23 protein-coding genes are annotated in these 24962 nt (G+C 64.4%); 7 read left to right on the forward strand and 16 right to left on the reverse strand.

Annotation, left to right across the window (positions count from 1 at the left end):
* Positions 1-93 precede the first annotated feature (93 nt).
* Positions 94-495: a DUF779 domain-containing protein gene (locus AB7A72_RS19190; protein ID WP_369460853.1), complete on the forward strand. Its 402-nt coding sequence runs from the start codon at positions 94-96 to the stop codon at positions 493-495.
* 171 nt (positions 496-666) lie between these two features.
* The gene (locus AB7A72_RS19195; RefSeq protein ID WP_369460854.1) at positions 667-1104 is read left to right on the forward strand and encodes a polyhydroxyalkanoate granule-associated phasin; all 438 of its coding nucleotides are present in this window, start codon (positions 667-669) and stop codon (positions 1102-1104) included.
* 12 nt (positions 1105-1116) lie between these two features.
* Here AB7A72_RS19195 and AB7A72_RS19200 read toward each other — a convergent pair whose 3' ends face one another.
* The gene (locus AB7A72_RS19200; RefSeq protein WP_369460855.1) at positions 1117-2943 is read right to left on the reverse strand and encodes an ABCB family ABC transporter ATP-binding protein/permease; all 1827 of its coding nucleotides are present in this window, start codon (positions 2941-2943) and stop codon (positions 1117-1119) included.
* A gap of 41 nt (positions 2944-2984) precedes the next feature.
* Here AB7A72_RS19200 and AB7A72_RS19205 point away from each other — a divergent pair, with 41 nt between their 5' ends.
* Entirely contained in the window at positions 2985-3398 is a 414-nt protein-coding gene (locus AB7A72_RS19205; protein WP_239810602.1) for an acyl-CoA thioesterase, read from the forward strand.
* 98 nt (positions 3399-3496) lie between these two features.
* Here AB7A72_RS19205 and AB7A72_RS19210 read toward each other — a convergent pair whose 3' ends face one another.
* A complete protein-coding gene (locus AB7A72_RS19210; protein ID WP_369460856.1) occupies positions 3497-4117 on the reverse strand; it encodes a bactofilin family protein in 621 nt (206 codons plus the stop codon).
* A gap of 171 nt (positions 4118-4288) precedes the next feature.
* The gene (locus tag AB7A72_RS19215) at positions 4289-4750 is read right to left on the reverse strand and encodes a thioesterase family protein (RefSeq protein ID WP_312417215.1); all 462 of its coding nucleotides are present in this window, start codon (positions 4748-4750) and stop codon (positions 4289-4291) included.
* Positions 4751-4903: 153 nt separating this feature from the next.
* On the opposite strand from AB7A72_RS19215, the gene AB7A72_RS19220 reads away from it, so the two are divergent.
* From AB7A72_RS19220 to AB7A72_RS19230, 3 genes are read left to right on the forward strand one after another with little or no spacing between them, the layout of a single operon-like run.
* On the forward strand, positions 4904-5971 hold the full coding sequence (locus AB7A72_RS19220) for a glycosyltransferase family 2 protein (protein WP_369460857.1): 1068 nt from the start codon (positions 4904-4906) through the stop codon (positions 5969-5971).
* Positions 5968-6393, forward strand: a complete 426-nt coding sequence (locus AB7A72_RS19225; protein WP_369460962.1) for a GtrA family protein — start codon at positions 5968-5970, stop codon at positions 6391-6393. Before AB7A72_RS19220 ends, AB7A72_RS19225 begins: the two co-directional genes overlap by 4 nt.
* 5 nt (positions 6394-6398) lie before the next feature.
* Positions 6399-7232 carry a ChbG/HpnK family deacetylase gene (locus AB7A72_RS19230; RefSeq protein WP_369460858.1) on the forward strand — a complete coding sequence of 278 codons (834 nt, stop codon included), beginning with the start codon at positions 6399-6401 and terminating at the stop codon, positions 7230-7232.
* Here AB7A72_RS19230 and AB7A72_RS19235 read toward each other — a convergent pair.
* The 13 genes from AB7A72_RS19235 to AB7A72_RS19295 form a co-directional block, all read right to left on the reverse strand.
* A complete protein-coding gene (locus AB7A72_RS19235; protein WP_239810598.1) occupies positions 7219-8001 on the reverse strand; it encodes an enoyl-CoA hydratase in 783 nt (260 codons plus the stop codon). The genes AB7A72_RS19230 and AB7A72_RS19235 overlap by 14 nt on opposite strands.
* A gap of 92 nt (positions 8002-8093) precedes the next feature.
* On the reverse strand, positions 8094-8936 hold the full coding sequence (locus AB7A72_RS19240; RefSeq protein ID WP_369460859.1) for a thioesterase family protein: 843 nt from the start codon (positions 8934-8936) through the stop codon (positions 8094-8096).
* A gap of 164 nt (positions 8937-9100) precedes the next feature.
* Positions 9101-10300: an acetyl-CoA C-acyltransferase gene (locus AB7A72_RS19245; protein ID WP_369460860.1), complete on the reverse strand. Its 1200-nt coding sequence runs from the start codon at positions 10298-10300 to the stop codon at positions 9101-9103.
* Between the two features lie 2 nt (positions 10301-10302).
* Positions 10303-10752 (reverse strand): endonuclease domain-containing protein, encoded by a 450-nt coding sequence (locus AB7A72_RS19250; RefSeq protein WP_369460861.1) that lies wholly within the window; start codon positions 10750-10752, stop codon positions 10303-10305.
* 8 nt (positions 10753-10760) lie between these two features.
* Positions 10761-13169, reverse strand: coding sequence for a 3-hydroxyacyl-CoA dehydrogenase/enoyl-CoA hydratase family protein (locus AB7A72_RS19255; protein ID WP_369460862.1), 2409 nt, complete (start codon positions 13167-13169; stop codon positions 10761-10763).
* A gap of 67 nt (positions 13170-13236) precedes the next feature.
* Complete coding sequence (locus AB7A72_RS19260; protein ID WP_394680553.1) at positions 13237-13686, reverse strand: DUF2147 domain-containing protein; 450 nt, start codon at positions 13684-13686, stop codon at positions 13237-13239.
* Positions 13687-13724: 38 nt separating this feature from the next.
* The gene (locus AB7A72_RS19265; protein WP_369460863.1) at positions 13725-15527 is read right to left on the reverse strand and encodes an acyl-CoA dehydrogenase C-terminal domain-containing protein; all 1803 of its coding nucleotides are present in this window, start codon (positions 15525-15527) and stop codon (positions 13725-13727) included.
* A 27-nt stretch (positions 15528-15554) separates the two neighbouring features.
* Positions 15555-16295 carry a TetR/AcrR family transcriptional regulator gene (locus tag AB7A72_RS19270; protein ID WP_312528890.1) on the reverse strand — a complete coding sequence of 247 codons (741 nt, stop codon included), beginning with the start codon at positions 16293-16295 and terminating at the stop codon, positions 15555-15557.
* A gap of 167 nt (positions 16296-16462) precedes the next feature.
* Complete coding sequence (slmA, locus tag AB7A72_RS19275) at positions 16463-17143, reverse strand: nucleoid occlusion factor SlmA (protein WP_312417112.1); 681 nt, start codon at positions 17141-17143, stop codon at positions 16463-16465.
* A gap of 200 nt (positions 17144-17343) precedes the next feature.
* A complete protein-coding gene (gene argB / locus AB7A72_RS19280) occupies positions 17344-18237 on the reverse strand; it encodes an acetylglutamate kinase (RefSeq protein WP_239810590.1) in 894 nt (297 codons plus the stop codon).
* 73 nt (positions 18238-18310) lie between these two features.
* Entirely contained in the window at positions 18311-19411 is a 1101-nt protein-coding gene (locus tag AB7A72_RS19285; RefSeq protein ID WP_239810589.1) for a glycosyltransferase family 4 protein, read from the reverse strand.
* Complete coding sequence (locus AB7A72_RS19290; RefSeq protein WP_239810588.1) at positions 19411-20202, reverse strand: glycosyltransferase family 2 protein; 792 nt, start codon at positions 20200-20202, stop codon at positions 19411-19413. The genes AB7A72_RS19285 and AB7A72_RS19290 overlap by 1 nt, the downstream gene beginning before the upstream one ends.
* A 66-nt stretch (positions 20203-20268) precedes the next feature.
* Positions 20269-21174 carry a glycosyltransferase family 2 protein gene (locus AB7A72_RS19295; protein WP_369460864.1) on the reverse strand — a complete coding sequence of 302 codons (906 nt, stop codon included), beginning with the start codon at positions 21172-21174 and terminating at the stop codon, positions 20269-20271.
* Positions 21175-21255: 81 nt separating this feature from the next.
* Between AB7A72_RS19295 and AB7A72_RS19300 the strand changes: the two genes are divergently transcribed.
* Positions 21256-24951, forward strand: coding sequence for a methyltransferase domain-containing protein (locus tag AB7A72_RS19300; protein ID WP_369460865.1), 3696 nt, complete (start codon positions 21256-21258; stop codon positions 24949-24951).
* Positions 24952-24962: the final 11 nt, after the last annotated feature.

Here is a 24962-nt window from a genome sequence, read left to right on the forward strand (position 1 = left end):
CCGCAGCAGGGGCCGGGGCCACGCACGCCGCCTGGGCAACCCCTTCACGGCAGGCCCGGCCCAGGCTCGCCTGCCATCACCGGAGACAGCATGATGGTTGTGGAGAAAGTGGTGGCCACCCCGGCCGCGCAAGCACTGATTGCCCTGCTCAAAGACAAGCATGGCCCTGGCCTGATGTTTCACCAATCGGGCGGCTGCTGCGACAACAGCGCAGCCAACTGCTACCTGCTGGGCGAGCTGACCATCGGCCAGGGCGATGTCTTCCTGGGCGATATTGGTGGCTGCCCGTTTTACATGAGCACCTCCCAGTACGCGTACTGGAAGCACACCCAGCTCATCATCGATGTGATCGACACCCACGGCGGCGGCACCTTCTCGCTCGAAGGACCCGAGGGCAAGGCCTTCCATACCCGCTCGCGGGTGTTCAGCGAGGCCGAGTTGGCAGCGCTGGCGCAACAGGATGCGCAGCGCATTGCAAACAATGCGCCGTCCTAGGCCTTGGCAAGCCGTAGACCTACCGCACAACTTTGGTGCAAAACAAGAGATAAACGCATTAATTCAAAGACTTGCATAAAAACCATGGGCACAGGCGGGTGAAATTGTTGCAATGCAGCATTCTTCATTACTTTCTACAATTTCCCCAGTACCAACTCCGCTGTGGATACCATGAACGCCCAACACAAAACCCAAGCCAAGGTCCAGAATCTGGCCCACAAAAGCCTGGAGCTCAGTCTGGCTGCGCCGCAGGTGGTCGCACAGCGCGTGGGCCGGATGATGCTCGCCGGCACCCATCCATCTGCCCGCGACCAGCAGGAGTTCTACCGCATGGGCAGCGAAAAGGTGGTGGCCTTCTACGAGTCGTGGATGGGCATGTGGACCCAGGCCTGTACCTCCTACTGGCAGACCGCCGCCAGCCTGTGCACCACACCCATGCTGGCACCCAGCAGCAGCAACCCGCTCGCCGCCTTTGGCGTGGGCAAGGCCACCTCGCGCATGGTGACGCAGCAGGTGCAGGCGGTCACCGAGGTGCTCGATGCCGGCCTGACGCCCGTCCATGCCAAGGCCGTGCGCAATGCCAAGCGGCTGTCGCGCAGCAAGCGTTAATCCCTCTGCCCATTACTGCTGCGCCTGGTTGCGCTGCAGGGCCCACATGCTTGCATAGCGCGCGCCCAGCGCCAGCAGCTGCGCATGGGTGCCGCGCTCCACAATGCGGCCCGCATCCATCACCAGGATTTCATGCGCGTCCACCACGGTGGACAGGCGGTGGGCGATCACCAAGGTGGTCTTGCCCTGCGCGGCCTTTTGCAGTTCCTGCTGAATGGCGCGCTCGTTGGCCGAGTCCAGCGCCGAGGTCGCCTCGTCAAAGATGAGGATGGGCGGGTTTTTCAGCAGGGTGCGGGCGATGGCCACGCGCTGCTTTTCACCGCCCGACAGTTTGAGCCCACGCTCGCCCACACGGGTGGCATAGCCTTCTGGCGAGGCGGCAATCATCGCGTGGATGCGCGCCGCCTGCGCGGCCTGCACGATCTCCTCTTGTGAGGCACCCGGGCGGCCATAGGCGATGTTGTAGGCGATGGTGTCGTTGAATAGCACGGTGTCCTGCGGCACGATGCCGATGGCGCGGCGCAGGCTGTCCTGGGTCAGATCGCGGATGTCCTGGCCGGCAATGCGGATGGCACCCGACTGCACATCGTAGAAGCGGAAGATCAGCCGCGCCAACGTGGATTTGCCGGCGCCCGAGGGGCCCACCACGGCAACGGTCTTGCCCGCAGGCACGACAAAGCTCAGGCCCTGCAGAATGGGTCGGTCCGGGTGGTAGGCAAAATGCACATCGTCAAAGCGCAGCTCGGGCTCGGCTTGCAGCGCCAGTGGTTGGGCGGCCGGGGCATCGGCCACTTCGCGCTGCTGGTCCATCAGCACAAACATGCGGTCCAGGTCGGTCAGGCTTTGCTTGATCTCGCGGTACAGGGTGCCCAGAAAATTGAGCGGAATGTAGAGCTGGATCATGAAGGCATTGATCATCACCAGATCGCCCAGGCTCAACCGGCCATCGACAACGCCCTGGGTGGCGCGCCAGAGCATGGCCACCAAGGCCACCGCAATGATCAGCTGCTGGCCGCTGTTGAGCAGGCTCAGGCTGCTTTGGCTTTTGAGGCGCGAGCGGCGCAGCTTCTCCAGATCCCCGTCGTAGCGCTGGGCTTCAAAGGCCTCGTTGTTGAAGTACTTCACCGTCTCGTAGTTCAGCAGCGAGTCGATGGCCTTGCTGTGCGCCGCGGAATCGATCAGGTTGGCCTCGCGCCGAAAATGCGTGCGCCACTGGGTGACCACGACGGTGAACGTGATGTAGACCGTGAGCGCCACGATGGTGATGATCGCAAACCAGATGTCGAACTGCACGGCCAGGATGCCCAGCACCAGCGCCAGCTCGATCAACGTGGGCACGATGCTGTAGAGCGAGTACGAGATGAGCGATTCGACGCCTTTGACGCCGCGCTCGATGTCACGGGTCATGCCGCCGGTCTGGCGCTCCAGGTGAAAGCGCAGGCTCATCGCATGCAGATGCTCGAAGGTCTGCAGCGCAATCGCCCGTGCGGCGCCCTGCGTGGCCTTGGAGAACACCAGCTCGCGCAGCTCGCCAAACACCGAGGTCAGCAGCCGCAGCCCCCCATAGGCCAGCAGCAAGCCCACCGGCACCACCAGCAAGGCCTGCGGGTTGCCAGGGCGGATGTCGAGCGCATCCACCACATGCTTGAGCAGCACCGGCACGCCGACATTGGCGACCTTGGCCCCCACCATCAGCACCAGGGCGGCCAGCACGCGCCACTTGTAGGTCCACAGATACGGCAGCAGGCGCTTCAAGGTGCGGCCGTCGCCAGCGGTCAGAGTTTTCCCATCATGGGGGGTAGGGCTTGTGGCGGCGGGCGCCTCGGCATAACGTCGCATCGGAGACAATGGTGGGTTTGTTATAGACCTCCATTGTGACCATGAATACCCCACGCACTGCATCCAATGAGCTTCCCCAGGACAAAGAGCTGGTTTTGCGCGTTGTTCCCATGCCTGCTGACTGCAATGCCAACGGCGATATCTTTGGTGGCTGGGTCATGTCGCAGGTGGATCTGGGCGGCTCGGTGCTGCCGCTGCGCCATTCGCGCGGCCGCACCGTCACCGTGGCGGTCAATGAGTTCATCTTCAAGCAGCCGGTGCGTGTCGGCGACATCCTGTCGTTCTACGCCAAGCTGGTACGCGTGGGCACCACGTCGATGACGGTCCAGGTCGAGGTATTTGCCGAGCGCCTGTCCAAGCAGGGCCAGTTCTTCAAGGTGACCGAGGCGACCTTGACCTATGTCGCCATCGATGACGAAGGCCATCCCCGCACCGTGCCTCCGCTGCCGGTCTGATTGGCCACGGGCTAATGGCCCATAAACACCAAAGCCGCTGCAACGCAATCCTGCGCTGCAGCGGCTTTTTCACAAGCGGGAGGCCGGGGCCTCAGCGATCAGGCCAGGCTTTCGGCCGGCTTTTCCGTCTTGGTGGCCGTGGCGCTGGCGGCCACGGGCTTGCGCGTGCTGTTGGAGCACTCGATCTCGCCGGTCAGCTGGCCACCTTCTTCGATGATGACCTTGCCGTAGCGGATCTTGCCGTGCACCCGGCCGCTGCCAAAAATCACCAGCTTGTCGCGCACGGTCAAATTGCCTTCGAACTCGCCATGGATCTCGGCGATGTCGATCTCGGCCGAGCCACGGAACGCGCCTTCGGCAGCGATCTGGATCACGCGCGAATCCATCGTGGCCTCGACCGTGCCTTCCACCACCAAGGTGTCGCAATCGGTGATCTCGACGCCCTTGAGTTTGATATTGGGGCCAACAGTCAGTTTGCTGCCGGTGCCGGGAGTGGTGTCAGAGGTCACGGTGCTGGTATAGGAAGAGGTAGGAGAAGGGTTGCCGGGCTCATCGGCCTTGTGGCCGCTCAGGTTGCCGCCGAGCACGGAACTGGCAGAGCCGGCAGCGGTGCTGGGCAAGGTGCTGCCCGATGAACTGGAGGCATTGCCTCCCATGAACTTGGAGGCGGAAGAGTCGTTGTCACGGCGCCCGCCGAAAAAAGGGTTTTGTACAGCCATCGGTTCTCCTTGTGAAAAGCTTCTACATGCTATTCAATTTATAGCTAGGGTGTTCACAAAATTTGACACTAGTCGTAACAGCAGGCAACTATGGCGGCCTTTCCTATCAATACTTTCATACGTCGGACAAATCTCACATTTCCCAACATCCCTGTGCGCCGCTAGCCCGCATCAGGACACGATATAGGCTGCCGTGGCGGTGGCCAGCACCTGGCCGCTGCTGTCGCAAAAATCCGAGCGCGTGGTCGCCACCCGCGAGCCCAGCCGCAGCACCCGGGCCTGCAGCGCAAAGGGGCCGTGGGTGCCTGGGCGCAGGTAGTCGACCCGCAAATCAATGGTGCCCAGCTTGGCAAAACGCATCAGGCGCTGCATCACGGGCTCACCGGCATGTTTGGCCCCTGAAGCCGCCATCACCGCGATGCCGCCCAACGCATCCAGACTGGCGCTGATGACGCCGCCATGCACGCGTTGCAGGCCAAAATGGCCGATCAGGTCGTTGCGCATCTCCAGGCTGGCCCAGACCGCATCGCCCTGCACCGCCTGCAGCTTGAGGCCCAGCAGCTTGTTGAAAACGATGCGCTCTTCAAAAATGTCGCGCAGGCCTTCGATATAGGCGTTATCCAGACCCTGCATAGAGACATAGGCGGATGCTTCGAGGTGCGGCGTAGGCGATGTGACGGTGCTCATCCATCGCAGTATGCAGTCAAGCGCCCGGCACGGCAATCGCAGATTCTGCTGGGATGCCGCTGCGCCATGCGCTAGACTGCGCGCAAATACAGCACAACTATGCCTGACACCCTGCCTCCCGCTCCGCCCTCCACCCGCACGGCGCCCCGGCCACCGTTGCGCTTGAGCTGCGTGGTGCCTGCCTATAACGAAGCCAGCAACCTGGAAGCCTTTCTGCCGGCCTTGTACGAGACCGTGCGAGCACTCTCTGTAGAGTGCGAGATCGTGCTGGTCAATGACGGCAGCAAGGACACCACCGATGAAGTGGCCCAGCGCCTGGGCCAACAGCTGCCGCTGCACTACATCCAGCTGGCGCGCAATTTTGGCAAGGAAGCGGCGATGACCGCCGGGCTGGACTATGCACGCGGCAATGCGGTGCTGTTGATCGATGCCGACTTTCAGCACCCCCTGCCCCTGATTGCCGAGATGGTGCAGCTGTGGCAGGGCGGCTATGACATGGTCTACGGCGTCATCGCCGACCGCGCTGGCGAGGCCAAGGCCAAGCGCTGGGGCACCTGGCTGTTCTACTACCTGATGAACCGCGACAACGCCGTGCACATCCCCGAGAACGCGGGCGATTTCCGGCTCATGGACCGCAAGGTGGTCGATGCGCTGCGCCAACTGCCCGAGCGCAACCGCTTCATGAAGGGCCTGTACGCCTGGGTCGGCTTCAAGAGTGTGGCGCTGCCCTTTGTGCCCGATAGCCGGCGCAGCGGGCAGTCCAGCTTCAATTTTCACCGGCTGTTCGCGCTGGCGTTTCAGGGGTTGACCTCGTTTACCACCTTGCCGCTGCGCATCTGGAGCCTGGTGGGCTTTTGCATCTCGGTGATGGCCATCCTCTACGGCATCTACATCACTGTCGAGACCATCGTGCTGGACAACCCTATCGACGGCTGGCCGACCTTGGCCGCCGGCCTGATGCTGTTCTCCGGCGTGCAACTGATGTCCATTGGCATGCTGGGCGAGTACATCGGCCGCATTTATGACGAGGTCAAGCGCCGGCCTTTGTACATCGTGGCGAACAACGATGACCGCAGCCCCGTGAGCAGCGAGCCCGTGGCCACCCCGCATGTGCCGGCATCCGCCACGGCGCCGGCACCGGTTGCGCCGATGCCGCCGGAGTCCTGAGCTTGCGGGTCGCCGCCTTGGCCGAGCGCCTGCGCAGACTGCCGCAAGGCCTGCAGTTCATTGCCGTGGGTGGCTCGGCGGCGGCCACGCATTTGCTGGTGGTGCTGCTCCTGGTGGGCGGCGCGGGCATGGCGCCGCTGCTGGCCAATGTGCTGGCTTTTCTGGTCGCCTTTGGGGTCAGCTACAGCGGCCACGCCTGGCTGACCTTTGCCGATAAAAAGGCGCCGCATGCCCAGGCGCTGCCGCGCTTCTTTCTGGTCGCCTGCAGCTCCTTCGCCCTCAATGAACTGCTGTACTACCTGGCCCTGCACGAGCTGCACTGGCACTATGCCTGGAGCCTGGTCGCGGTGCTGGTGGTCGTAGCGGTATTCACCTTTGTCGCAGCCAAGTGCTGGGCCTTTGCCCATGCTGCGCCGCACTGAGCACCATGAAGAACATCACCCTCTGCGCCGATGATTTTGCGCTGCACCCGGCTGTTGATGCAGCGGTGCTGGAGCTTGCGGCGCTGGGCCGCCTCTCTGCTACCAGCTGCATGACCACGGCCCCGGGCTGGCGTGCTGCTGCACGCGCCTTGCCTGCGGTGCGCAGCCAGCTGGACCTGGGCCTGCATTTCAACCTGACCGAAGGCCATGGCATAGCGCCCGATACCCCCATCACGCGCATTCTCAGCCAGGCCTACACCGCCCGGCTGCCTGCCGCTGCGCTGCGCGATGCCTGGCGCCGCCAGCTCGATGCCTTTGAGGATGCGCTGGGCATGCCGCCCGTCTATGTGGATGGCCACCAGCATGTGCACCAGCTGCCCGGCGTGCGCAAAGCGATGCTGGCCGAGCTCAGCGCCCGCTATGGCGAGGCCGCCCGGCAGATCTGGATCCGCTCCACGGCCCCTGCAGGCGCTTTGCGTTGGCAGGCCAAATCGGCCACGATCGCGCTGCTGGGCGGCTACCGCCTCAGCCACCAGCTGCAGCGCCAGCGCTGGGCCACCAACCAGGGCTTCGCGGGGGTCTATGGGTTTGATGCGCCGACGGAGGCCGCCTATGGCAGCCTGATGGCGCAATGGCTGGCCGAATGCCAGGACGGCAGCCTCTTGATGTGCCACCCGGCACAAACGCCGATGCCGGAGGACGCCATTGGCCAGCAGCGGCCGGTGGAGTGGGCCTATCTGCGCTCGCCGGCGTTTGGCGAGCTGCTGGCAGCGCAGGGCTGCCGCATTGGCAAGCTGGCGCCTGCCAAGCCAGCCTCAGCAGCGATCACAGACCGCTGAAGTTGGGCTTGCGCTTTTCCATAAAGGCCTGCATCGCCTCCTTGGCGGCGGGCTGCTGCAGCAGATCGGCAAACACACGGCCTTCTTCAGCGATGCGCGACTGAACCGCCGCCATCTGGCCGCTCTTGAGCAGGCGCTTGCTGGCCATCAGCGAGGCCAGCGGCTTGGCGGCCAGCTTGGCCGCTTGTGCCTGCGCGATGGTGTTGCATTCGGTCGGCGGCACCACCCGGTTGACCAGGCCCACCTCCAGTGCCGCCTCGGCCATGAAGGGGTCGCCCAGCAGCAAAGCCTCGCAGGCGCGCTGGTGGCCCATCAGCTGCGGCAGCAGCAGGCTGGATGCCCCTTCGGGGCAGAAGCCCAGGTTGACGAAGGGCAGCGAGAACATCGCGTTGTCACCGGCATAGACCAGGTCGCAGTGCAGCAGCATCGTGGTGCCAATGCCCACAGCCGGGCCGCAGACGGCTGCGACGATGGGCTTGGGGAAGGCGGCCAGCGCCTGCAGGAACTGGAATGGCGGCGCGTTGTCATCGGGCTTGGGACCGTGGAGGAAATCGCCCAGGTCGTTGCCGGCGGTAAACACCGAGGCATCGCCCTGGAACAGCACCACACGCACGTCGCTGCTGCTGGCGGCCTGCTGCAAGATGTCCGCCAACGCCAGGTACATGGCGCCGGTCAGCGAGTTCTTCTTGGCCACCCGGTTGAAGGTGATGGTGCAGATGCCCGCTTCGGCCAGCACCCGGATATCGTCGCAGGAGGATTGGATCGTCATAACAGTCTCTCAAAAAAGGTTCGGTGCCGGGCCCGGGCCACTGCCAGGGCGCACACCGAAGACGCTGGCATGCTAACCGGATTTGGCACGCCTTATTCCTTGTAATAGACCAGCTGGTGGCTGGTGGCCAGCAAAACGCCCTGGGGCGACCAGATCTGCGCGGTCTGGTCAAAAAAGCCATCCCGAAAGCCCTGGCCCTGCGCCTGGGCCAGCACCGGCTGGGTACCCACGGCGGCCAATTGCTCGGCACTGGCATGCACATAGACCGTCAAGGACACGGTGCCCACCGGCACGCGCTTGGCGCGGCGCAGCCAGATGCGGGGAAAAAACACATCGCACAGCGAGGTCAGCGCCGGAACATCCAGCGGGCGCGGGGGCTCGTCGCCCACCCACATGCGGGTGAGACTCGGGCTGGCCGCGCCATCCCACTCCGTCGGGTAGCCGCCCAGCAGCGGGCGGATGTTGTAGCGGTTCAGCCATTCCACACGGAAATCGGTGGTGTAGCGCTCCACCGCGCTGGCCGGCGGCACCTCGGGCATCGCGTATTCGTCGTCCGACCAGGTTTCGCGCGCCAGCGCCGTCATCGCCGTCGCGGTGGTCGTGGTGGACCACTGGCCCTGCGCATCCTGCTCGCGCAGGGTGATGATCCAGTGCTGGGTGCTGCGGTTGGTGCGGGCGGGGATGGCCTCGATCGCATACGGCCGCTCGCCCACCGCACCAGCGTAGTTCACGGTGATTGCCACCAGATCCCCCAGGCGCTGCGGGTGCTGCAACACCGCCTGTGCCACTTGGGCAGCTGTGATGCCGCCATAGGGCCCGACCATGTTCCAGTAGTCCTTGCTGGCCTGCGCCGCGTACTGGTTCTGGCCGGTTGCTTCCATCGCCATGGCACGGTCAAAGGCATGGCGTTCGCTGTTGGTGGAGAGTTCACTCATTCGGACATCTTTCGCAGAAATTTTTGACTCCGCTGAAAACGCCTTGTGCCCGTACCAAGCCTTGCAAGGCTGGTAATGCAGTTGCATTTTCTGCCACCCGACAGTAGCAGCCAGCGGCATCTGCCGCAGCCTTGTGGGCGACAGATGCCGTGGCCTGCGCCGGTTTACACGCGCTCCAGAATGCCGGCCGCGCCCTGCCCCATGCCCACGCACATGGTCACCATGCCGTATTTGAGCTTGTTGCGCTGCAGCGCATGCACGACGGTGGCGGCACGGATGGCGCCTGTAGCGCCCAGCGGGTGGCCCAGCGCAATCGCGCCGCCCATGGGGTTGACCTTGGCCGGGTCCATGCCCAATTGCTCGATGACCGCCAGCGACTGCGCAGCAAAGGCCTCGTTCAGCTCGATCCAGTCCATGTCCTGCAAGGACAGGCCCGCATGGCGCAGCGCCACCGGGATCGCCTCAATCGGGCCAATGCCCATGATCTCGGGCGGCACGCCCTTGCTGGCATAGCTGACAAAGCGTGCCAGCGGCGTCAGGTTGAAGCGCTTGAGTGCCGCCTCGCTCACCACCAACAAGGCACCGGCGCCATCGCTGGTCTGCGAGCTGTTGCCGGCAGTGACCGAGCCACGCGCCGCAAACACGGTGCGCAGCTTGGCCAGGCCTTCGATCGAGGTGTCGGGGCGCGGTCCTTCATCCAGGCTGATGGTGCGCGAGCGGCTCACCGCCTCGCCCTTGGCAATGTCCACGCCCCGGTCGGTCACGGTGATCGGCGTGATCTCAGCGGCAAAATCGCCCGCCTGCTGCGCCGCCAGCGCGCGCTGGTGCGACTGCAGTGCAAAGGCATCCTGGGCATCGCGGCCGACCTTCCAGCGCTGCGCGACCTTCTCTGCCGTCAGCCCCATGCCGTAGGCAATGCCGACATCGCCTTCGCGCTCAAAGATGGACGGCGACAGCGACGGCGAGTTGCCCATCATCGGCACCATGCTCATGCTCTCGACGCCTGCGGCGATCATCACATCGGCCCCGCCCACGCGGATGCGGTCGGCGGCCATCTGCAAAGCGGTCAGGCCCGATGCGCAAAAGCGGTTGACCGTCACCCCGCCCACCCCCACCGGCAGCCCTGCCAGCACCGCGCTGATGCGCGCCACGTTCAGGCCCTGCTGGGCTTCGGGGATCGCGCAGCCGCAGACCACATCCTCGATCGCCTGCGGATCCAGCCCCGGCGCCTGCGCCAGCACGGCCTTCATCGTGGTGGCCAGCAGGTCATCGGGGCGCATATTGCGCAAATAGCCTTTGTGCGACTTGCCAATCGGTGTGCGCGTCGCCGCAACGATGTAGGCGTCTTGAACTTGTTTACTCATGGTCACTCGTCCTCTGTATTCACCTCCCTCTCCCGCGTACGGGAGAGGGCCGGGGTGAGGGCCTGCAGCACATGCGCAAGCACCTCATTCGTTTGTTGAACAACCTCATGGTTCCAAAACCGCAGAACCCGCAAGCCTTGCTGCCGCAACCACACCGGGCGCTGCCGGTCATAGGCTTGCGCCTGCAGATCCGCATGCTGGCCACCATCCACCTCAACCACCAGCCCATGCTCCAGGCAGACAAAATCCAGGATGTAAGGACCCAGCGGATGCTGTCTGCGGAACTTGGCGCCCGCCAGCTGGCGGTTGCGCAGGTGGCGCCACTGCACCTGTTCTGCCGTGGTGGGGGATTGGCGCAGGGCGCGGGCCTGCTGCAGCCTGACATCCGCCCTCACCCCTGCCCTCTCCCGCTTGCGGGAGAGGGGGTTGGAGAGCAGGGCGTTGTTATGCATGCTGGGCCTTAATTGCGGACCGGCTTGCCGGTGTTCAGCATGCCCAGAATGCGCTCCTGGGTTTTTTCCTTCACGATCAGGTCGGTAAAGGCCTTGCGCTCCAGCGCCATCAGGTATTCCTCGTTCACGAGGGTGCCGGCATCCACGTCGCCGCCGCAGACCACATCCGCCATGTGGCTGGCAATCAGCATGTCGTGCTCGCTGATGAAGCCGCCTTCGCGCATGTTGACCAAGGTGCTGCGCAAGGTGGCTGCGCCACTGCGGCCGGCCACCGGGAAAGGCTTGCGCTGCGGTGGGCGCCAGCCCGACTGTGCCATGGCCTTGGCCTGCGTCAGCGCCACAAACAGCAGCTCGTCGCGGTGCGGCACGATGACATCATCGGCCTGCAAGTAGCCAATGGCCTGCGACTCCAGCGCGCTGGTGCCCACGGTGGCCTTGGCCGCTGCGGTAAAGCCGTTGGCCAGGAAGGGCAGCAGATCCGTGCCGGTGGAGTACTGCGCATGGCGCGCCGCCTGGTAGGCCACATTGGTGAGGCCGCCGGCGCCAGGCACCAGGCCCACGCCCATTTCGACCAGGCCGATGTAGCTCTCCATATGGGCCACGCGGCGTGCGCAGTGCAGCAGCAGCTCGCAGCCGCCGCCCAATGCCATGCCATGCACAGCGCCCACCACAGGGATCTGCGCATAGCGCACCGACAGGAAGAGCTGCTGCATTACTTGCTCGATCTGGTCGATGGCCATCGGGCCTTGCAGCGCAAAGGCCGGCATCATCGCCTGCAGATCGGCGCCCACGCTGAAAGGCGCATCGCCCGACCAGATGACCATGGCGTCAAATTCCTTCTCGGCCAGCGCCAGCGCGGCCTGCAGGTCTTCCATCACATCGGGGCTGATGGCATGCATCTTGGTCTTGATGCTGAAGACCAGCACCTGGTCATCCAGGGTCCAGCTGCGCGAGGCCTTGCTCTCGGCCAGGGTACGGCCTGCCGTGCGCCAGTCCTGCTCGGGTTCGCTGGCCTCGCCGAGCACGCGTTCGGGGAAGAGCTGGCGCGCATACACCGGCAGATCGCGGCGCGGCACAAAGCGGTTCTCGGCCGCGCTCCAGGAGCCCTGCGTGGTATGCACGCCGCCAGCCTGCGCGACGGGGCCTTCAAACACCCACTGCGGCAGCGGCTCGGTGCTGAGCGCCTTGCCCGCGTCAATGTCTTCCTGCACCATCTTGGCCACCTGCCGCCAGCCGGCCTCTTGCCACAGCTCGAACGGGCCTTGCTGCATGCCAAAGCCCCAGCGCATGGCCAGATCCACATCGCGGGCATTGTCTGCAATGTCCTTCAGGTGCACCGCGGCGTAGTGGAAGCTGTTGCGCAAGATGGCCCAGAGGAACTGGCCTTGCGCGCCTTCACTGTTGCGCAGCAACTGCAGGCGCTCGCCGGCGGGCTTTTTGAGCATGCGGGTATAGACATCATTGCCCTTTTCGCCCGAGGGCACATAGGCCTGGTGCTCGGGGTCAAAGCGCTCGATACCCATCTTGGTCTTGCGGTAAAAACCCGCCTTGGTCTTCTGGCCCAGCGCGCCATCGGCGATCAGCTTGGTCAACACCGCCGGCGTGCTGTAGCTGGCGTAGAACGAGTCGCTCTGCGCGGTCAGCTGGGTCTGCATGGTCGCGATGACATGGGCCAGGGTGTCCAGGCCCACCACATCGGCAGTGCGGAAGGTGCCCGAACTGGCACGGCCGAGCTTCTTGCCGGTCAGGTCGTCGACGACGTCGTAGCTCAGGCCAAAGCGCTCGGCCTCGGCCATGGTGGACAGCATGCCGGCCACGCCGACACGGTTGGCAACGAAGTTGGGCGTGTCCTTGGCGCGGACGACGCCCTTGCCCAGCTGGCTGGTAGCAAAGCTTTCGAGCTGGTCGAGCACCTGGGGCTCGGTCGCTGCGGTCGGGATCAGCTCCACCAACTGCATATAGCGCGGTGGGTTGAAGAAGTGGATGCCGCAGAAACGATGGCGCAGCTGTTCGGGCAGTGCCTCGGACAGCGCCGTGATCGACAGTCCCGAGGTGTTGGAGGCCAGGATTGCATGGGGCGCGACAAAGGGCGCGATCTGGTGGTAGAGGTCGCGCTTCCAGTCCATGCGCTCGGCAATCGCCTCGATCACCAGGTCGCAGTCCTTGAGCTGCGCCAGGTGTTCTTCGTAGTTGGCCGGCGTGATCAGATCGGCTTCTGCCGCCACACCGAGCGGCGAAGGCTTGAGCTTTTTCAGGTTGGCAATCGCCTTCTGGGCAATCGCGCTTTTGGGGCCTTCCTTGGCCGGCAGGTCAAACAGCACCACCGGCACGCGCACATTGACGAGGTGGGCCGCAATCTGCGCCCCCATCACCCCGGCGCCGAGCACCGCCACTTTTTTCACCACAAATCGGGACATGGTTACTCCACTTATGAGAGCCGCCAGCGCTTTTAAATTACAGGCTGGCAGCCAGTTTCAGTCAAACCTATTCGACGCGCGACCAGGTCTGCGTGCGGCCAAAGGGGCCGATCGATCCGCGCACATCGAGCTTGTTGCCGTTGTCGGCAGGCGTGAGCTTGAGGCTGTAGGTGCTGCCGTTTTCGGGGTCGAGGATCTTGCCGTCCTCCCAGACCGCCTTGCCTTGTGCCTGCTTGGCGCCCCGGATGATCTCCAGCCCCACCAGCGGCTGGCCCTTGCGGTCGTCGGTGCAGCGGTCGCAGACGGCCTGCGGATCGGCGCCCTTGCGCAGCAGCTTTTCCACCTTGCCGCTGAGCACCCCGCCGCTGTCGCTGATGCGCACCTCGGACTTGGGTTCACCACTTTTCTCGTCAAAGGTGCGCCACAGGCCCACCGGCGACATGTCCGCAGCCAGCGCTGGCAGTGCCACCGCCAAGCTGCCAGCCACCATCAGCACAGGTTTCAGCAAGGTTTGCATCACGGTCTCCTCGGGTCTTTTCGGCAGCACTGCAGGTGTCAAGCCAGCGCAGCGTCGGTGTTCATCAAGAGCTTGCTGCCGGTGCGCATGGTGCGCACGCGCAGGCCCGCCTCGGGGAACAGGCGCGCAAAGTAAAAGCGCGCGGTCTGCAGCTTGCCTTCATAGAAGCTCTTGTCGGCCACACCACCTTCGGCAAGTGCGCGCAGCGCGGTCTGGGCCATGCGTGCCCACCAGTAGCCCATCACCAGATGACCCATCACGCAGAGGTAATCGGTGGCCGCAGCGCCCACTTCGTCAGGGTTCTGCAGCGCCTTGAGGCCCAGCTCGGTGGTGATGCCGGTCATCTGGCCAGCCAGCTGCGCCAGCGGGTTGATGAAGTCGGCCATGCGCTCGTTGACGCCCTCTTCCTCCACGAGGCCCTGCACCAGCTTGCCCAGCGCCTTGAGCGCCGCACCCTGGTCGCCCAGCACCTTGCGGCCCAGCAGGTCCAGCGCCTGGATGCCATTCGTGCCTTCGTAGATCATGTTGATGCGCGCATCGCGCACCAACTGCTCCATGCCGGTTTCGTGGATGTAGCCATGGCCGCCAAACACCTGCTGGCACAGCACGGTCACCTCAAACCCCTTGTCGGTCAGAAAGGCCTTGAGGATGGGGGTGAGCAAGGCGACCTGCGCGGCATGGGCCTTGCGCAAGGCTTCATCGGGGTGGTTCAGCTCTTCGTCGACCAGTGCCGAGGTGGCGATCATCATTGCCCGGCCGCCTTCGCTGTAGGCCTTGGCGGTCAGCAGCATGCGGCGCACATCGGGGTGCACAATGATGGGGTCGGCCGGCAGGTCCTTGGCCTTGGTGCCCGAGAGGCTGCGCATCTGCAGCCGGTCCTTGGCATAGGCCAGTGCATTCTCGTAGGCCACGGCCATCAGGCCGAGCGACTGGTTGGCAACGCCCAGGCGAGCCGCATTCATCATCACAAACATCGCCTGCAGGCCCTTGTTGGCCTGGCCCACCAAGGTGCCCACTGCGCCGTCGATGGCGATCTGTGCGGTGGCATTGCCATGGATGCCCATCTTGTGCTCCAGGCCCGAGCAGCTGATGGGGTTGCGCGCCCCCAGCGAGCCATCGGCGTTGACGAGGAACTTGGGTACCAGGAACAGGCTGATTCCCTTGCTGCCCTTGGGCGCATCGGGCAGGCGGGCCAGCACCAGGTGCACGATGTTGTCGGTCATGTCGTGCTCACCGGCGCTGATGAAGATCTTGTTGCCGGTGATCTTGTAGCTGCCATCGGCCTGGGGCTCGGCCTTGGTGCGCAGCAGACCCAGGTCGGTGCCGCAATGGGGCTCGGTCAGGCACATGGTGCCAGTCCACTCGCCGCTGGTGAGCTTGGGCAGGTAGAGCTTTTTCTGCTCGTCCGAGCCATACACATGGAGCGCCTCATAGGCGCCGTGCGACAGACCGGGGTACATGGCCCAGGCCTGGTTGGCGCTGTTGAGCATTTCATACAGGCACTGGTTCAGCACAAAGGGCAGGCCCTGGCCGCCATAGGCGCTGTCGCAGGACAAGGCCGCCCAGCCGCCTTCCACATACTTGGCATAGGCCTCTTTGAAACCCTTGGGCGTCGTCACGCTCGAATCGGCCGGGTTGCGCGTGCAGCCTTCAGCGTCGCCAGACAGGTTGAGCGGTTGCACCACTTCAACCGCGAACTTGCCGGCCTCTTCCAAGATCGCATCCATGGTGCCGCTGTCGACGTCGGCATAGGCGGGCAGCTGCGCAAAACGGGCGGGCAGGCCCAGCACTTCTTGCATGAGGAACTGCATGTCGCGCAGCGGCGGGGTGTACTGAGGCATGGAAAGTCCTTTGGAAAAATGACGAGGTCAAACAGAAACGGAAGCGGGCGCAGCCGCATCGGGCTGCGCCGCCAGGCAGGGGGCGAGCGCGGCATCGATCAAGGCAGCCTCGCGCTCGGGGTGGACGGCATAGCGCAGCAATACGCTACGCAACGCGGTGGCGGCATGCTTTAGCGCCAGCGGGCCGTGTAGAAAACGGGTTTCGTAGTGCAGCGACAAGATGATGCCGTGCAGCTCGAACAGCACCTGGTCGGGCGCCACATCGCTGCGCAGCTGGCCTTCGGTCTGCGACTGCACAATCGCCCGGCGCATCGCATCCATCCAGATGCGCACCGATTCGGACAGCGCATCGCGCACATCGCCGGGCCGGTCGTCGAACTCGACCGCACCACTGATGTAGAGGCTGCCGTAGAGGCGGCTGGCGTCATTGGGCTGGGCGGTGCTGCCCATCCAACCGGTGGCCATGTGCAGCAAGCGGGCCAGCCCGCGCGGCACCTGCAGCGCCGGCACAAAGATTTCGCGCTCAAAGCGCTCGTGGTACTCGCGCACCACCGAGCACTGCAGCTCCTCGCGTGAGCCAAAATGGGCAAACACGCCGGACTTGCTCATCCCCATCGCCAGCGCCACCATGCCCAGCGACAGGCCATCGAGCCCCTCTTGCGCGGCCAGGGACAAGGCGGCGTCCACAATCGCAGCACGCGTCTGGGCGCCTTTGGCCAGCTTGGCCATCTCGGCGGGAGCCGGTGTAGAGGCAAGGGATTTGGTCATAAATCAAAAATAGCACGGTCGTTCTTTTTTTGATTCTTGCACAAACCCAGTGTGCTGCCAACCGCTGCCGTACAAAGCAAGGGTAAACCACGGCATGCGCAGACCCGCCATGAAAAAAGCTGCTGGCCCGGGCAGGCACAGCAGCTTTGCGATGGAGTCAGGCGGCGTCAGTGCGCCATCAACGACAGGCAGCTGTCGAGCTGCTCGGTGGGCAGGCGCCGGAAATCAGAACGCGCAAAACGCTGCAGGCGGCCAATCAGGAACGACATCAGAACGCTGGAGCGCACATTGGCATCCACCGTCGGCGTGGCCGAGGCGTCAGCGCCGGGTACCACGCGCAGGCATTGGCGCAAGGTGGTCTCGATGCGCTCGAAGAACTGCTGCATGCGCTGCTGCAGGCGGGGGTTTTCGGACTGCAGCGCATCGCCGAGCATCACACGCACCATGCCAGGGTTGCGCTCGCCAAACTGCAGCACCATGGCCACCACGCGGTGGGCCTGGGCAATGCCCTGCTCCACGGTCTTGGCGGGGTCGGGCACATCGCGGCCGGTGATCTGCACGGCCAGGCTGTAGACGGACTGCTCGATGAACTCGATCAGGCCCTCATACATCTGGGCCTTGCTGGCGAAGTGGCGGTACAGAGCCGCTTCGCTGATCGACATTTGCGCGGCCAGCGCTGCCGTGGTGATCCGGTCTGCGCCGGGCTGCTCCAGCATGGCTGCCAGCGTCTGCAGAATCTGGATTCGACGCTCTCCGGGTTTCGGACGTTTACGGGTAGGTGCCGGGTTAGCGGCTTCTAGCGACGCATCGACAAGGTCGGCGGCGAAAGAAGATTCTTGATCAGACATGCGTTGAATATGAGGCTGCACCCGACGCAGTCTCCCAACACCGCCAGGTATTTTTTATTGATAAAAGTAAGGCACTCGCCTCACAGGTTGCAAGCGCAACCCTGGGCCCTCTGTAACATCTTACTGCAAAAGAACTGCAGAAAAATGATAAAAATCATGTGCATTGCCAGATGCGCAACTCAATTACGCAATCAAATGTATCAATAACTACGAATCATTGTTCCGTAGGCCGTATCAGTCAGAATTTCGAGCAGCATCGCGTGTGGAACGCGGCCATCGACAATATGTACCGCATTGACACCGCTCTTGGCGGCATCAATGGCGCCGGCCAGTTTGGGCAGCATGCCGCCGGAAATGGTGCCGTCATCGATCAGCTCATCGATCTGGCGCGAGGTCAACTCGGTCAGCAACTGGCCTTGCTTGTCGAGCACACCGGGAATGTTGGTCAGCAGCATCAGCTTTTCCGCCTGCAGCACCGTGGCCAGCTTGCTGGCCACGACATCGGCATTGATGTTGTAGCTTTCGTTGTTCTCGCCAAAACCGATCGGGCTGACCACCGGGATGAATGCGTCGTCCTGCAGTGCCTTGACCACGCTGGGGTCGATGGACAGGATATCGCCGACCTGGCCCACATCGTGTTCGACCGATGGATCCTTGTTGTCCTTGAGCTTGAGCTTCTGGGCGCGGATCAGGCCGCCATCCCGGCCGGTCAGACCGACGGCCTTGCCGCCGGCCTGGTTGATCAGGCCCACGATGTCCTGCTGCACTTCGCCGGCCAGCACCCACTCCACCACTTCCATGGTCTCGGAGTCGGTCACGCGCATGCCCTGCACGAACTTGCCTTCCTTGCCCAGGCGCTTCAACGCATTTTCGATCTGCGGGCCGCCACCATGCACCACCACAGGGTTGATGCCCACGAGCTTGAGCAGCACCACGTCTTCGGCAAAGTCGGCCTGCAGTTCGGGGTCGGTCATCGCATTGCCGCCGTACTTGATGACCATGGTCTTGCCATGGAACTTGCGGATGTAGGGCAGCGCCTGCGCCAGAATTTCAGCCTTGTCGCGCGGGGCAATGGAGAGAGAAGGAGTCGTCATGGTTGCAGGCCTTTACAGCAGCGGAGAAGATGCAAAACGCGCATTGTGCCCCAAAGTGCCGCCTGCCTGCTGATCAGCGAATCCAGCCCGGCAGCTTGAAGCGCACGATCACCAGATAGGCAGCGACGTAGGAGACACAGAACAGCGCGCAGAAACCAATCAGGATATAGGTGTTGCGCCAGAACAGGACCGCCGGCACCACGGTGAGCAAAGTGAACGCCCACAAATACGGAGCCGTCCGGTTATTGCGCCGCAGCATGCGACGTGCGGCATTTTCATCGAGCACGCTGCGCACGATACGGCGGTAGATCAGCTGGTGCAGGTGCAGCGCATCGGCCATGCCCGGCGAGTCCCCCCGCGCGAGCTTGCGGTAGATGGAGAACATCGTCTCCCAGACCGGATAGATGAGCAGCAGCATCGGGAACCAGGGTGAGACGATGGGGTGGCGCTGCACCAGGGTGATGCTGCAAAAGGCGATCACGATGCCCCAGACATAGGCGCCGCCATCACCGGCAAACAGCTGGCCCATGGGGTAGTTCCAGAACATGAAACCCAGGGTGGCCGCTGCGGTGATCACCAGGATGGCGGCCAGCTCCCGGTCGCCCAACTGCAGCGCCACATGGGTGAGCGCTGCGCAGATGATGACCGCCACCATGCCGGCCAACCCGTTGTAGCCATCGATGATGTTGAAGGCATGCGGCAGGCCCGCAATCGCCAGCACGGCCAGCGCCATGCCCAGCCAAGGCGCGGCACTCAGTGCCGCGTCCATCCAGACCAGGCCCATGCGCGGCACCGTCATGCCCAGCAGGTAGACGGCCAGCAAGCCGGTCAGCAAGGTCAGGATCAGGCGGTAGCGCACGGTCATGCGCTGGGTCATGTCCTCGGCAATGCCGCCCGCCACTGCGGGCAGCATGGCCATGAAGAAGTAGAGCACCCACTGGTTCCAGTGCAATGCATTGCCGTAGTAGCCCCACCAGTTCTGCACCCCGGCGACGCCGACCGTCAGCACCAGGCTACTGAACATGGCCAGGCCGCCCAGACGCGGAATGTGGCCGACGTGGAAGCGCTGGGGCAAATCCTTGCCATAGCGTTTGGCGTGGCCGCGCATGCGGCGCACTATGAAACCCGCGCCAATCAGCGTACAGAGAAAAGCGACCACTGCCAGGAAAATCATTATTCGGTCATCGTGAGTGCTGCGGTGGGGGTGCGCCGGAGCAAGGCCCGGGCGCGCCAGAAAACTGCCGAGGCCCACAGCCGCAGCAAGCTGCGAATATGCCACAAAGCATGGCGGGCCCGGCGGTGGCTGGCACGCTGGCCGGCATGGCCCACTACACAATCCGCGCGCGCCAGGGTCCAACCGGCCAGGCGCAGGCGCAGACAGAGCTCCACATCCTCGCAGTACATGAAGTACGCGGTATTGAGCCCGCCAATGCCCTGCCAGACTGCGGTAGGTAGCAGCCACATCGCGCCATTGACCCACTCGGCGCGGGTCTCCCGCCGTTTGACTGCATAGCGGCGCAGCAAGGACCAGGGGGTGGGCAGCTCCCGCTCGCTGTCCTGCAGCTGGCCATGTTCATCCACCTGCATCGGGTAGGCCAGGCCCACGCCTTGGCGCTGCAGCGCGCGCACCAGGGCCGGGAAGGGATTGCCGCCGCGCAGGTCCACATCGGGGTTGAGCACGCAGACCAATGGCTCGGCCGCGCCAGCCAAGGCGGCATTGTGGTTGGCGGAAAAACCTTGCGGCACCGTGTTGTGGCGCAGCTCCAGCACAAAGGGCCAGCCGCCGGCAGGCGCCACAGGCGCAGGCTCGGGCAGGTTCAAGGTCAGCACCACACGGCTGACACCTGCGCCGCCCGCGCCATGCACGGCCAAGGCATCGAGCAGCTGCTGCACCATCGTGCCATGGCCATGGCTGACCACGGACAAGGCGATGGGCGGGAGTGGAGAGGTGGGGCTGGCGGACATCAGCGGGCATTATCCATCAGCCGTCAGCCCAGAAATCTGCCCGCCGTCCACGTGTAACAGCGCGCCTCAGTACAGACGCAGCGCGAGCAGCACGCGCAGGATCAGCGTGTCGACTGCGCTCATGCGCCAGTAATAGTGCTGGGCGGAGGCGCGCAGCGCGGTGATCCAGCTGCTGCGCGAGCGGATCAGCATGCGCAGCTGGCGGCGCTGGGCATCGGGCAGGTTGGTGCCATGCAGCCGGTCAAACTCGCTCAGTTGGTCGATCCAGCCGGGTCCCGCCTGACGCAGCCGGCGCCAGAAGCGCTGCACGCGCGCCCATTGGCCGGCCAGGCCCTGCTTTTGCATGCCGATGGTGTTGCTGCCATGCTGGCGGTAGAGGATGTGGCTCTCGCTGTCGAACACCACCCGGCCAAAGGCCGATACCACCAGGTAGGCCCACCAGTCGTGCGCCAGGCAAAAGCCCGGGCGCTGGGACAGCAGGCGCTCGCGCGCCGCACTGTTGAGGGCTATCGTGCAACCGGTCGCAATGTTCTGCACCAGCGCATTGCCCCAGCCGATGGCGCTGCGGTCATAATCGGGCGAGGGTCCGATGGGCTGCAGCTCACGGTCCACATACTGGGTGCGCGAGCAGTACAGTGCCGCGCCCTGCTCCGCGTTCAACAGCGCCAACGCGCGGCTCACCTTGCTGGGCAGCCAGACATCGTCCTGGTCGCAGAAAAAATAGAAATCATAGCCCGCGCCCACGTTTTGCAATAATTCGTAAAAACTAGCTACAAAACCGAGGTTTGGCCCTGCCTGGCAATGGATGTTCGGATTGATGCTGACATAGCGCCGGACAATGGCCAGGCTCTGGTCGCTCGAGCCATCGTCGCGCACCCAGATATCGCAACCTGCATGGCTCTGCGCCAGCAGGGAATCAAGCTGCGCGGGCAGAAACCGTTCGCCATTGAATGTAGACAATAGAATTGCCACACGATTTTGCTTGTCAGTCATTCATTGTTCACCTGCCTGTGCAGGCCTATCCCGGCAGAATTCCTACCCATTCCCATATCCATGACCCGCGAACACCACGTCTACACCCGCCACATCGATCTCCAGCAACGCAGCTCGCTGTCCGTGCTGGCGAACAAGATACAGCCGGGCGCCCGTGTGCTCGATCTGGGCTGCGGCCCAGGTGTGCTGGGCCAGCACCTGCAGCAGCACAAGGCCTGCATCCTGGATGGGGTGACGTTCAGTGCCGAGGAGGCCGCGCTCGCCAGGCCGTATTATCGCGATCTCGCTGTGGCGGATCTGGAACAGATCAACCTGGCTGAGGCTTTTACGCGGCGTCAGTATGACTATATCGTTTGCGCCGATGTCCTGGAGCACCTGCGCCAGCCCGAGCAATTGCTGGCCGACTGCCGCGATCTGCTGGCCGAGAACGGGGAAATCCTGGTCTCCATCCCCAACGCCGGCTACTGCGGTCTGGTGATGGAGCTGATGCAGGGCGAGCTGCGCTACCGCGAGGAAGGCCTGCTCGACCGCACGCATCTGCGCTTTTTCACGCGCCAGTCGCTGCTGCGGCTGATGAAAGAGGGCCAGTGGAGCGTGCAATCGCTGGAGACCGTCGATCGCCCGCTCGACGAATCCGAGTTTGCCCGCACCACCGCCGACAGCCTGCCACCCGCGGTGATGCGCTACCTGCTGGCCCAGCCCGATGCGCTGGCCTACCAGTTCATCTGCAGCATCCGCCCCAGCAGCGATGCCGCCGCCGCCCAGGCCCATGCACTGCTGGCGATCGAGAGCGAGGCCAACACCGCACATGCCAGCTTCACCACCAACCTGTACTGGGCCGATGCCGGCCAGTTCAGCGAGTCGCACAAGCTGATTGCCAAGGGCCAGATCGGCGCGCTGCAGCAGAACATTCGCTTTGCGCTGCCTCGCTTTGAAGGCGCCCAGCCGAGCTTGCGCTGGGACCCGGCCGACCGCCCCGGCTTTTTGCACCTGCACGCGGTGCGCCTGTATGACGCGAGCGGCGCGCTGCGCTGGCGCTGGCAGGCGGACCAGCCCGAAGCCCTGACGCAGGTGCCGCACAGCCAGATCAGCTGGCAGCCGGCCCCCGCCACCGCGCCGGGCAGCACCTTGCTGTTGCTGACCGGCGACGACCCGCACCTGCACCTGCCGATTGCGCCGGCGCTGCTGCAGGACTGCTTGCAGACGGAAGGTGCGGTGCTCGAAGTCAGCCTGGGCTGGCCCATGTCCGCCGACTATGCGGCGCTGGCCGATAGCGCCCAGGAACTGCAGGCCCGCATCCGCCATGCTGACACCGAGGTGTTGCGCGCGCAGCAGGCCCAGGCCGATGCCCACACGCAGCTGCGCCAGTTGCAGGCCCATATGCAGGACCAGCGCCAAAACCTGGAAGAAGCCATTGCCCAGCAGCAGGAGCACATCCAGGGCCAGCAGACGCATATCAACAATCTGCAAACCCATCTGAGCAAAATCGAGGCCTCGGAGGCCTACCGCGTCGGCCAGAAACTGGCCAGCGCCAAGGCCCGGCTGCGCGGCCGGCCTGCGCCCGCCCCGCCCGTCGTGCATGTGCCCGAGCCCGAGCCTGTGCAAGCAGTGGAGGCATTCGATGCAGCGGAGGTGAGCGCTGAGACGCAGGATGAGGCGGTGCCCGCCATCGTGGTCGAGGAAGCAAGTCCCTCTGAAACGCTGGCCGAACCCGTGCGCCCGCTGGCAGCAGCCCAGCCCGCGACCATGGTTGACATCATCGTCCCGGTGTACCGGGGCCTGGGCGATACGCAGCGCTGTCTGCAGTCGGTGCTGCAGGCGGCCACGCAAACCAACAGCCAGCTGGTGGTGATCAATGACGCCAGTCCCGAGCCGGAGCTGACCGCCTGGCTGCGCGAACTGGCCCAGCAGGACAGCCGGGTGCACCTGCTGGAAAACGACAGCAACCTGGGCTTTGTGGCCACCGTGAATCGCGGCATGGCGCTGAACCCCAGCCATGATGTGCTGCTGCTCAACAGCGACACGGAGGTGTCCCACGAATGGCTGGACCGCCTGCACCGGGCGGCCTACAGCGCAGAAGATGTGGGCAGCGTCACGCCGCTGTCCAACAACGCGACGATCTGCAGCTACCCGCGCTTTTGCGAAAAGAATGCGTTGCCCGCAGATGCCGACCTGCTGCGCCTGAACCATCTGGCTGCCAGCGCCAATGCCGGGCAGACGGTCGAGGTGCCCACCGGCGTCGGCTTTTGCATGTACATCCGCCGCGACTGCCTGGCGCAGACCGGCCTGTTTGATGTGGAGCATTTCGGCAAGGGCTACGGCGAAGAAAACGACTTCTGCATGCGCGCCCATGACCTGGGCTGGCGCCATCTGCTGGCGCTGGACAGCGTGGTGCTGCACACCGGCGGCGTCAGCTTCGGCGACAGCAAGACGCCGCGCGAGCAGGCCGCCTACCAGACCCTGCTGCAGCTGCACCCCGCTTACGACAGCCTGGTGCAAGCCCACTTGAAAGCCAACCCGGCCCAGGCCGCGCGCAATGCCATCGACAAGGCCCGCCTGCGCCAGCACCCGCTGCCGCGCATCCTGATGGTGTTGCACAACGCCGGCGGCGGCACCCTGCGCCATGTCAAGGAGCTGGCCCACAGCCTGCGTGATCGCGCGGTATCGCTGGCCCTGACCCCGCTGGAAGACAACTACATCCGCCTGCAGTGGCTGGATGCGGCCGAGGGCTATGACGAGGAATTCCACTGGCCTACGCAATCGGAAGCGCTGGTGGCGCTGCTGCGCGAGCTGGGCGTGAGCCATATCCACTTCCACCACCTGATGGGCCTGAACCTGGAAGTGATGCGCCTGCCCGAGCTGCTGGGCGTGCGCTATGACTTCACCGCGCACGATTACTACGCCATCTGCCCGCAGATCAACCTGATGGAGCCCACGCACAATGCGCACTATGCGGCGCTGGGTGTGGCCCAGTGCCCACAATGTTCGGGGGCCGAGCCCGCGCCCACTGGCGAGTACATCGATGCCTGGCGCATGCGGCACCGCCTGTTCCTGAACCAGGCGCGCTATGTGCTGGCCCCGAGCAAGGATGCCGCGCTGCGCATGCACCATTACTTCCCCGATGCGCCGGTGCGCTATGTCACCCACCATGACATCCCCGATCCAGCGACGCTGCCCGTACCCAAGGGTCAACCGCTGGCGCCCCATGCGCATCTGCGCGTTTTCATCCTCGGCGGCGTCAGCCTGGCCAAGGGAGGCGATGTGATGGAAGCGGTGGCACTGGCTGCTGCCCAGAGCGAAGCGCCAGTCGAGCTGCACCTGCTGGGCTACCCGCACCGCCGCATGCGCACCCAGCCCCATGCCAGCCTGACCATACACGGACCCTACGACGATGCCGACCTGCCCGCACTGATGGCGCGCCTGCAGCCCGATGTGGTCTGGTTCCCGGCGCTGTGGCCCGAGACCTATAGCTACACCTTGAGCGCCTGCCTTCAGGCCGGCGTGCCGGTGATCGCGCCCGATATCGGCGCCTTCCCCGAGCGCCTGGCTGGCCGCCCCTGGACCTGGCTGCGTCCCTGGAGCACATCGGCCGACGAATGGCTGGCACTGATGCTCGACATTCGCCAGCGCCAGTACATCGAAGGCCAGCCACCGCTGCCTGCGCCGGCGGCTGCGGTCGACCTGAAGGCCCAGTACCTGCAGCCCTGGAGCTACGGACACGATTACCTGACGGACCTGCGCCAATCCCCCCATTAAATAAAATGGCC

This window comes from Comamonas sediminis, from assembly GCF_041107495.1.
Taxonomy (GTDB): Bacteria; Pseudomonadota; Gammaproteobacteria; order Burkholderiales; family Burkholderiaceae_C; genus Comamonas; species Comamonas sediminis.

Coding starts and splice junctions, on each gene's coding strand:
- AB7A72_RS19190 (WP_369460853.1), top strand. CDS start 94: ATGGTTGTGGAGAAAGTGGTGGCCACCCCGGCCGCGCAAGCACTGATT.
- AB7A72_RS19195 (WP_369460854.1), top strand. CDS start 667: ATGAACGCCCAACACAAAACCCAAGCCAAGGTCCAGAATCTGGCCCAC.
- AB7A72_RS19200 (WP_369460855.1), bottom strand. CDS start 2,943: ATGCGACGTTATGCCGAGGCGCCCGCCGCCACAAGCCCTACCCCCCAT.
- AB7A72_RS19205 (WP_239810602.1), top strand. CDS start 2,985: ATGAATACCCCACGCACTGCATCCAATGAGCTTCCCCAGGACAAAGAG.
- AB7A72_RS19210 (WP_369460856.1), bottom strand. CDS start 4,117: ATGGCTGTACAAAACCCTTTTTTCGGCGGGCGCCGTGACAACGACTCT.
- AB7A72_RS19215 (WP_312417215.1), bottom strand. CDS start 4,750: ATGCAGGGTCTGGATAACGCCTATATCGAAGGCCTGCGCGACATTTTT.
- AB7A72_RS19220 (WP_369460857.1), top strand. CDS start 4,904: ATGCCTGACACCCTGCCTCCCGCTCCGCCCTCCACCCGCACGGCGCCC.
- AB7A72_RS19230 (WP_369460858.1), top strand. CDS start 6,399: ATGAAGAACATCACCCTCTGCGCCGATGATTTTGCGCTGCACCCGGCT.
- AB7A72_RS19235 (WP_239810598.1), bottom strand. CDS start 8,001: ATGACGATCCAATCCTCCTGCGACGATATCCGGGTGCTGGCCGAAGCG.
- AB7A72_RS19240 (WP_369460859.1), bottom strand. CDS start 8,936: ATGAGTGAACTCTCCACCAACAGCGAACGCCATGCCTTTGACCGTGCC.
- AB7A72_RS19245 (WP_369460860.1), bottom strand. CDS start 10,300: ATGAGTAAACAAGTTCAAGACGCCTACATCGTTGCGGCGACGCGCACA.
- AB7A72_RS19250 (WP_369460861.1), bottom strand. CDS start 10,752: ATGCATAACAACGCCCTGCTCTCCAACCCCCTCTCCCGCAAGCGGGAG.
- AB7A72_RS19255 (WP_369460862.1), bottom strand. CDS start 13,169: ATGTCCCGATTTGTGGTGAAAAAAGTGGCGGTGCTCGGCGCCGGGGTG.
- AB7A72_RS19260 (WP_394680553.1), bottom strand. CDS start 13,686: ATGCAAACCTTGCTGAAACCTGTGCTGATGGTGGCTGGCAGCTTGGCG.
- AB7A72_RS19265 (WP_369460863.1), bottom strand. CDS start 15,527: ATGCCTCAGTACACCCCGCCGCTGCGCGACATGCAGTTCCTCATGCAA.
- AB7A72_RS19270 (WP_312528890.1), bottom strand. CDS start 16,295: ATGACCAAATCCCTTGCCTCTACACCGGCTCCCGCCGAGATGGCCAAG.
- slmA (WP_312417112.1), bottom strand. CDS start 17,143: ATGTCTGATCAAGAATCTTCTTTCGCCGCCGACCTTGTCGATGCGTCG.
- argB (WP_239810590.1), bottom strand. CDS start 18,237: ATGACGACTCCTTCTCTCTCCATTGCCCCGCGCGACAAGGCTGAAATT.
- AB7A72_RS19285 (WP_239810589.1), bottom strand. CDS start 19,411: ATGATTTTCCTGGCAGTGGTCGCTTTTCTCTGTACGCTGATTGGCGCG.
- AB7A72_RS19290 (WP_239810588.1), bottom strand. CDS start 20,202: ATGTCCGCCAGCCCCACCTCTCCACTCCCGCCCATCGCCTTGTCCGTG.
- AB7A72_RS19300 (WP_369460865.1), top strand. CDS start 21,256: ATGACCCGCGAACACCACGTCTACACCCGCCACATCGATCTCCAGCAA.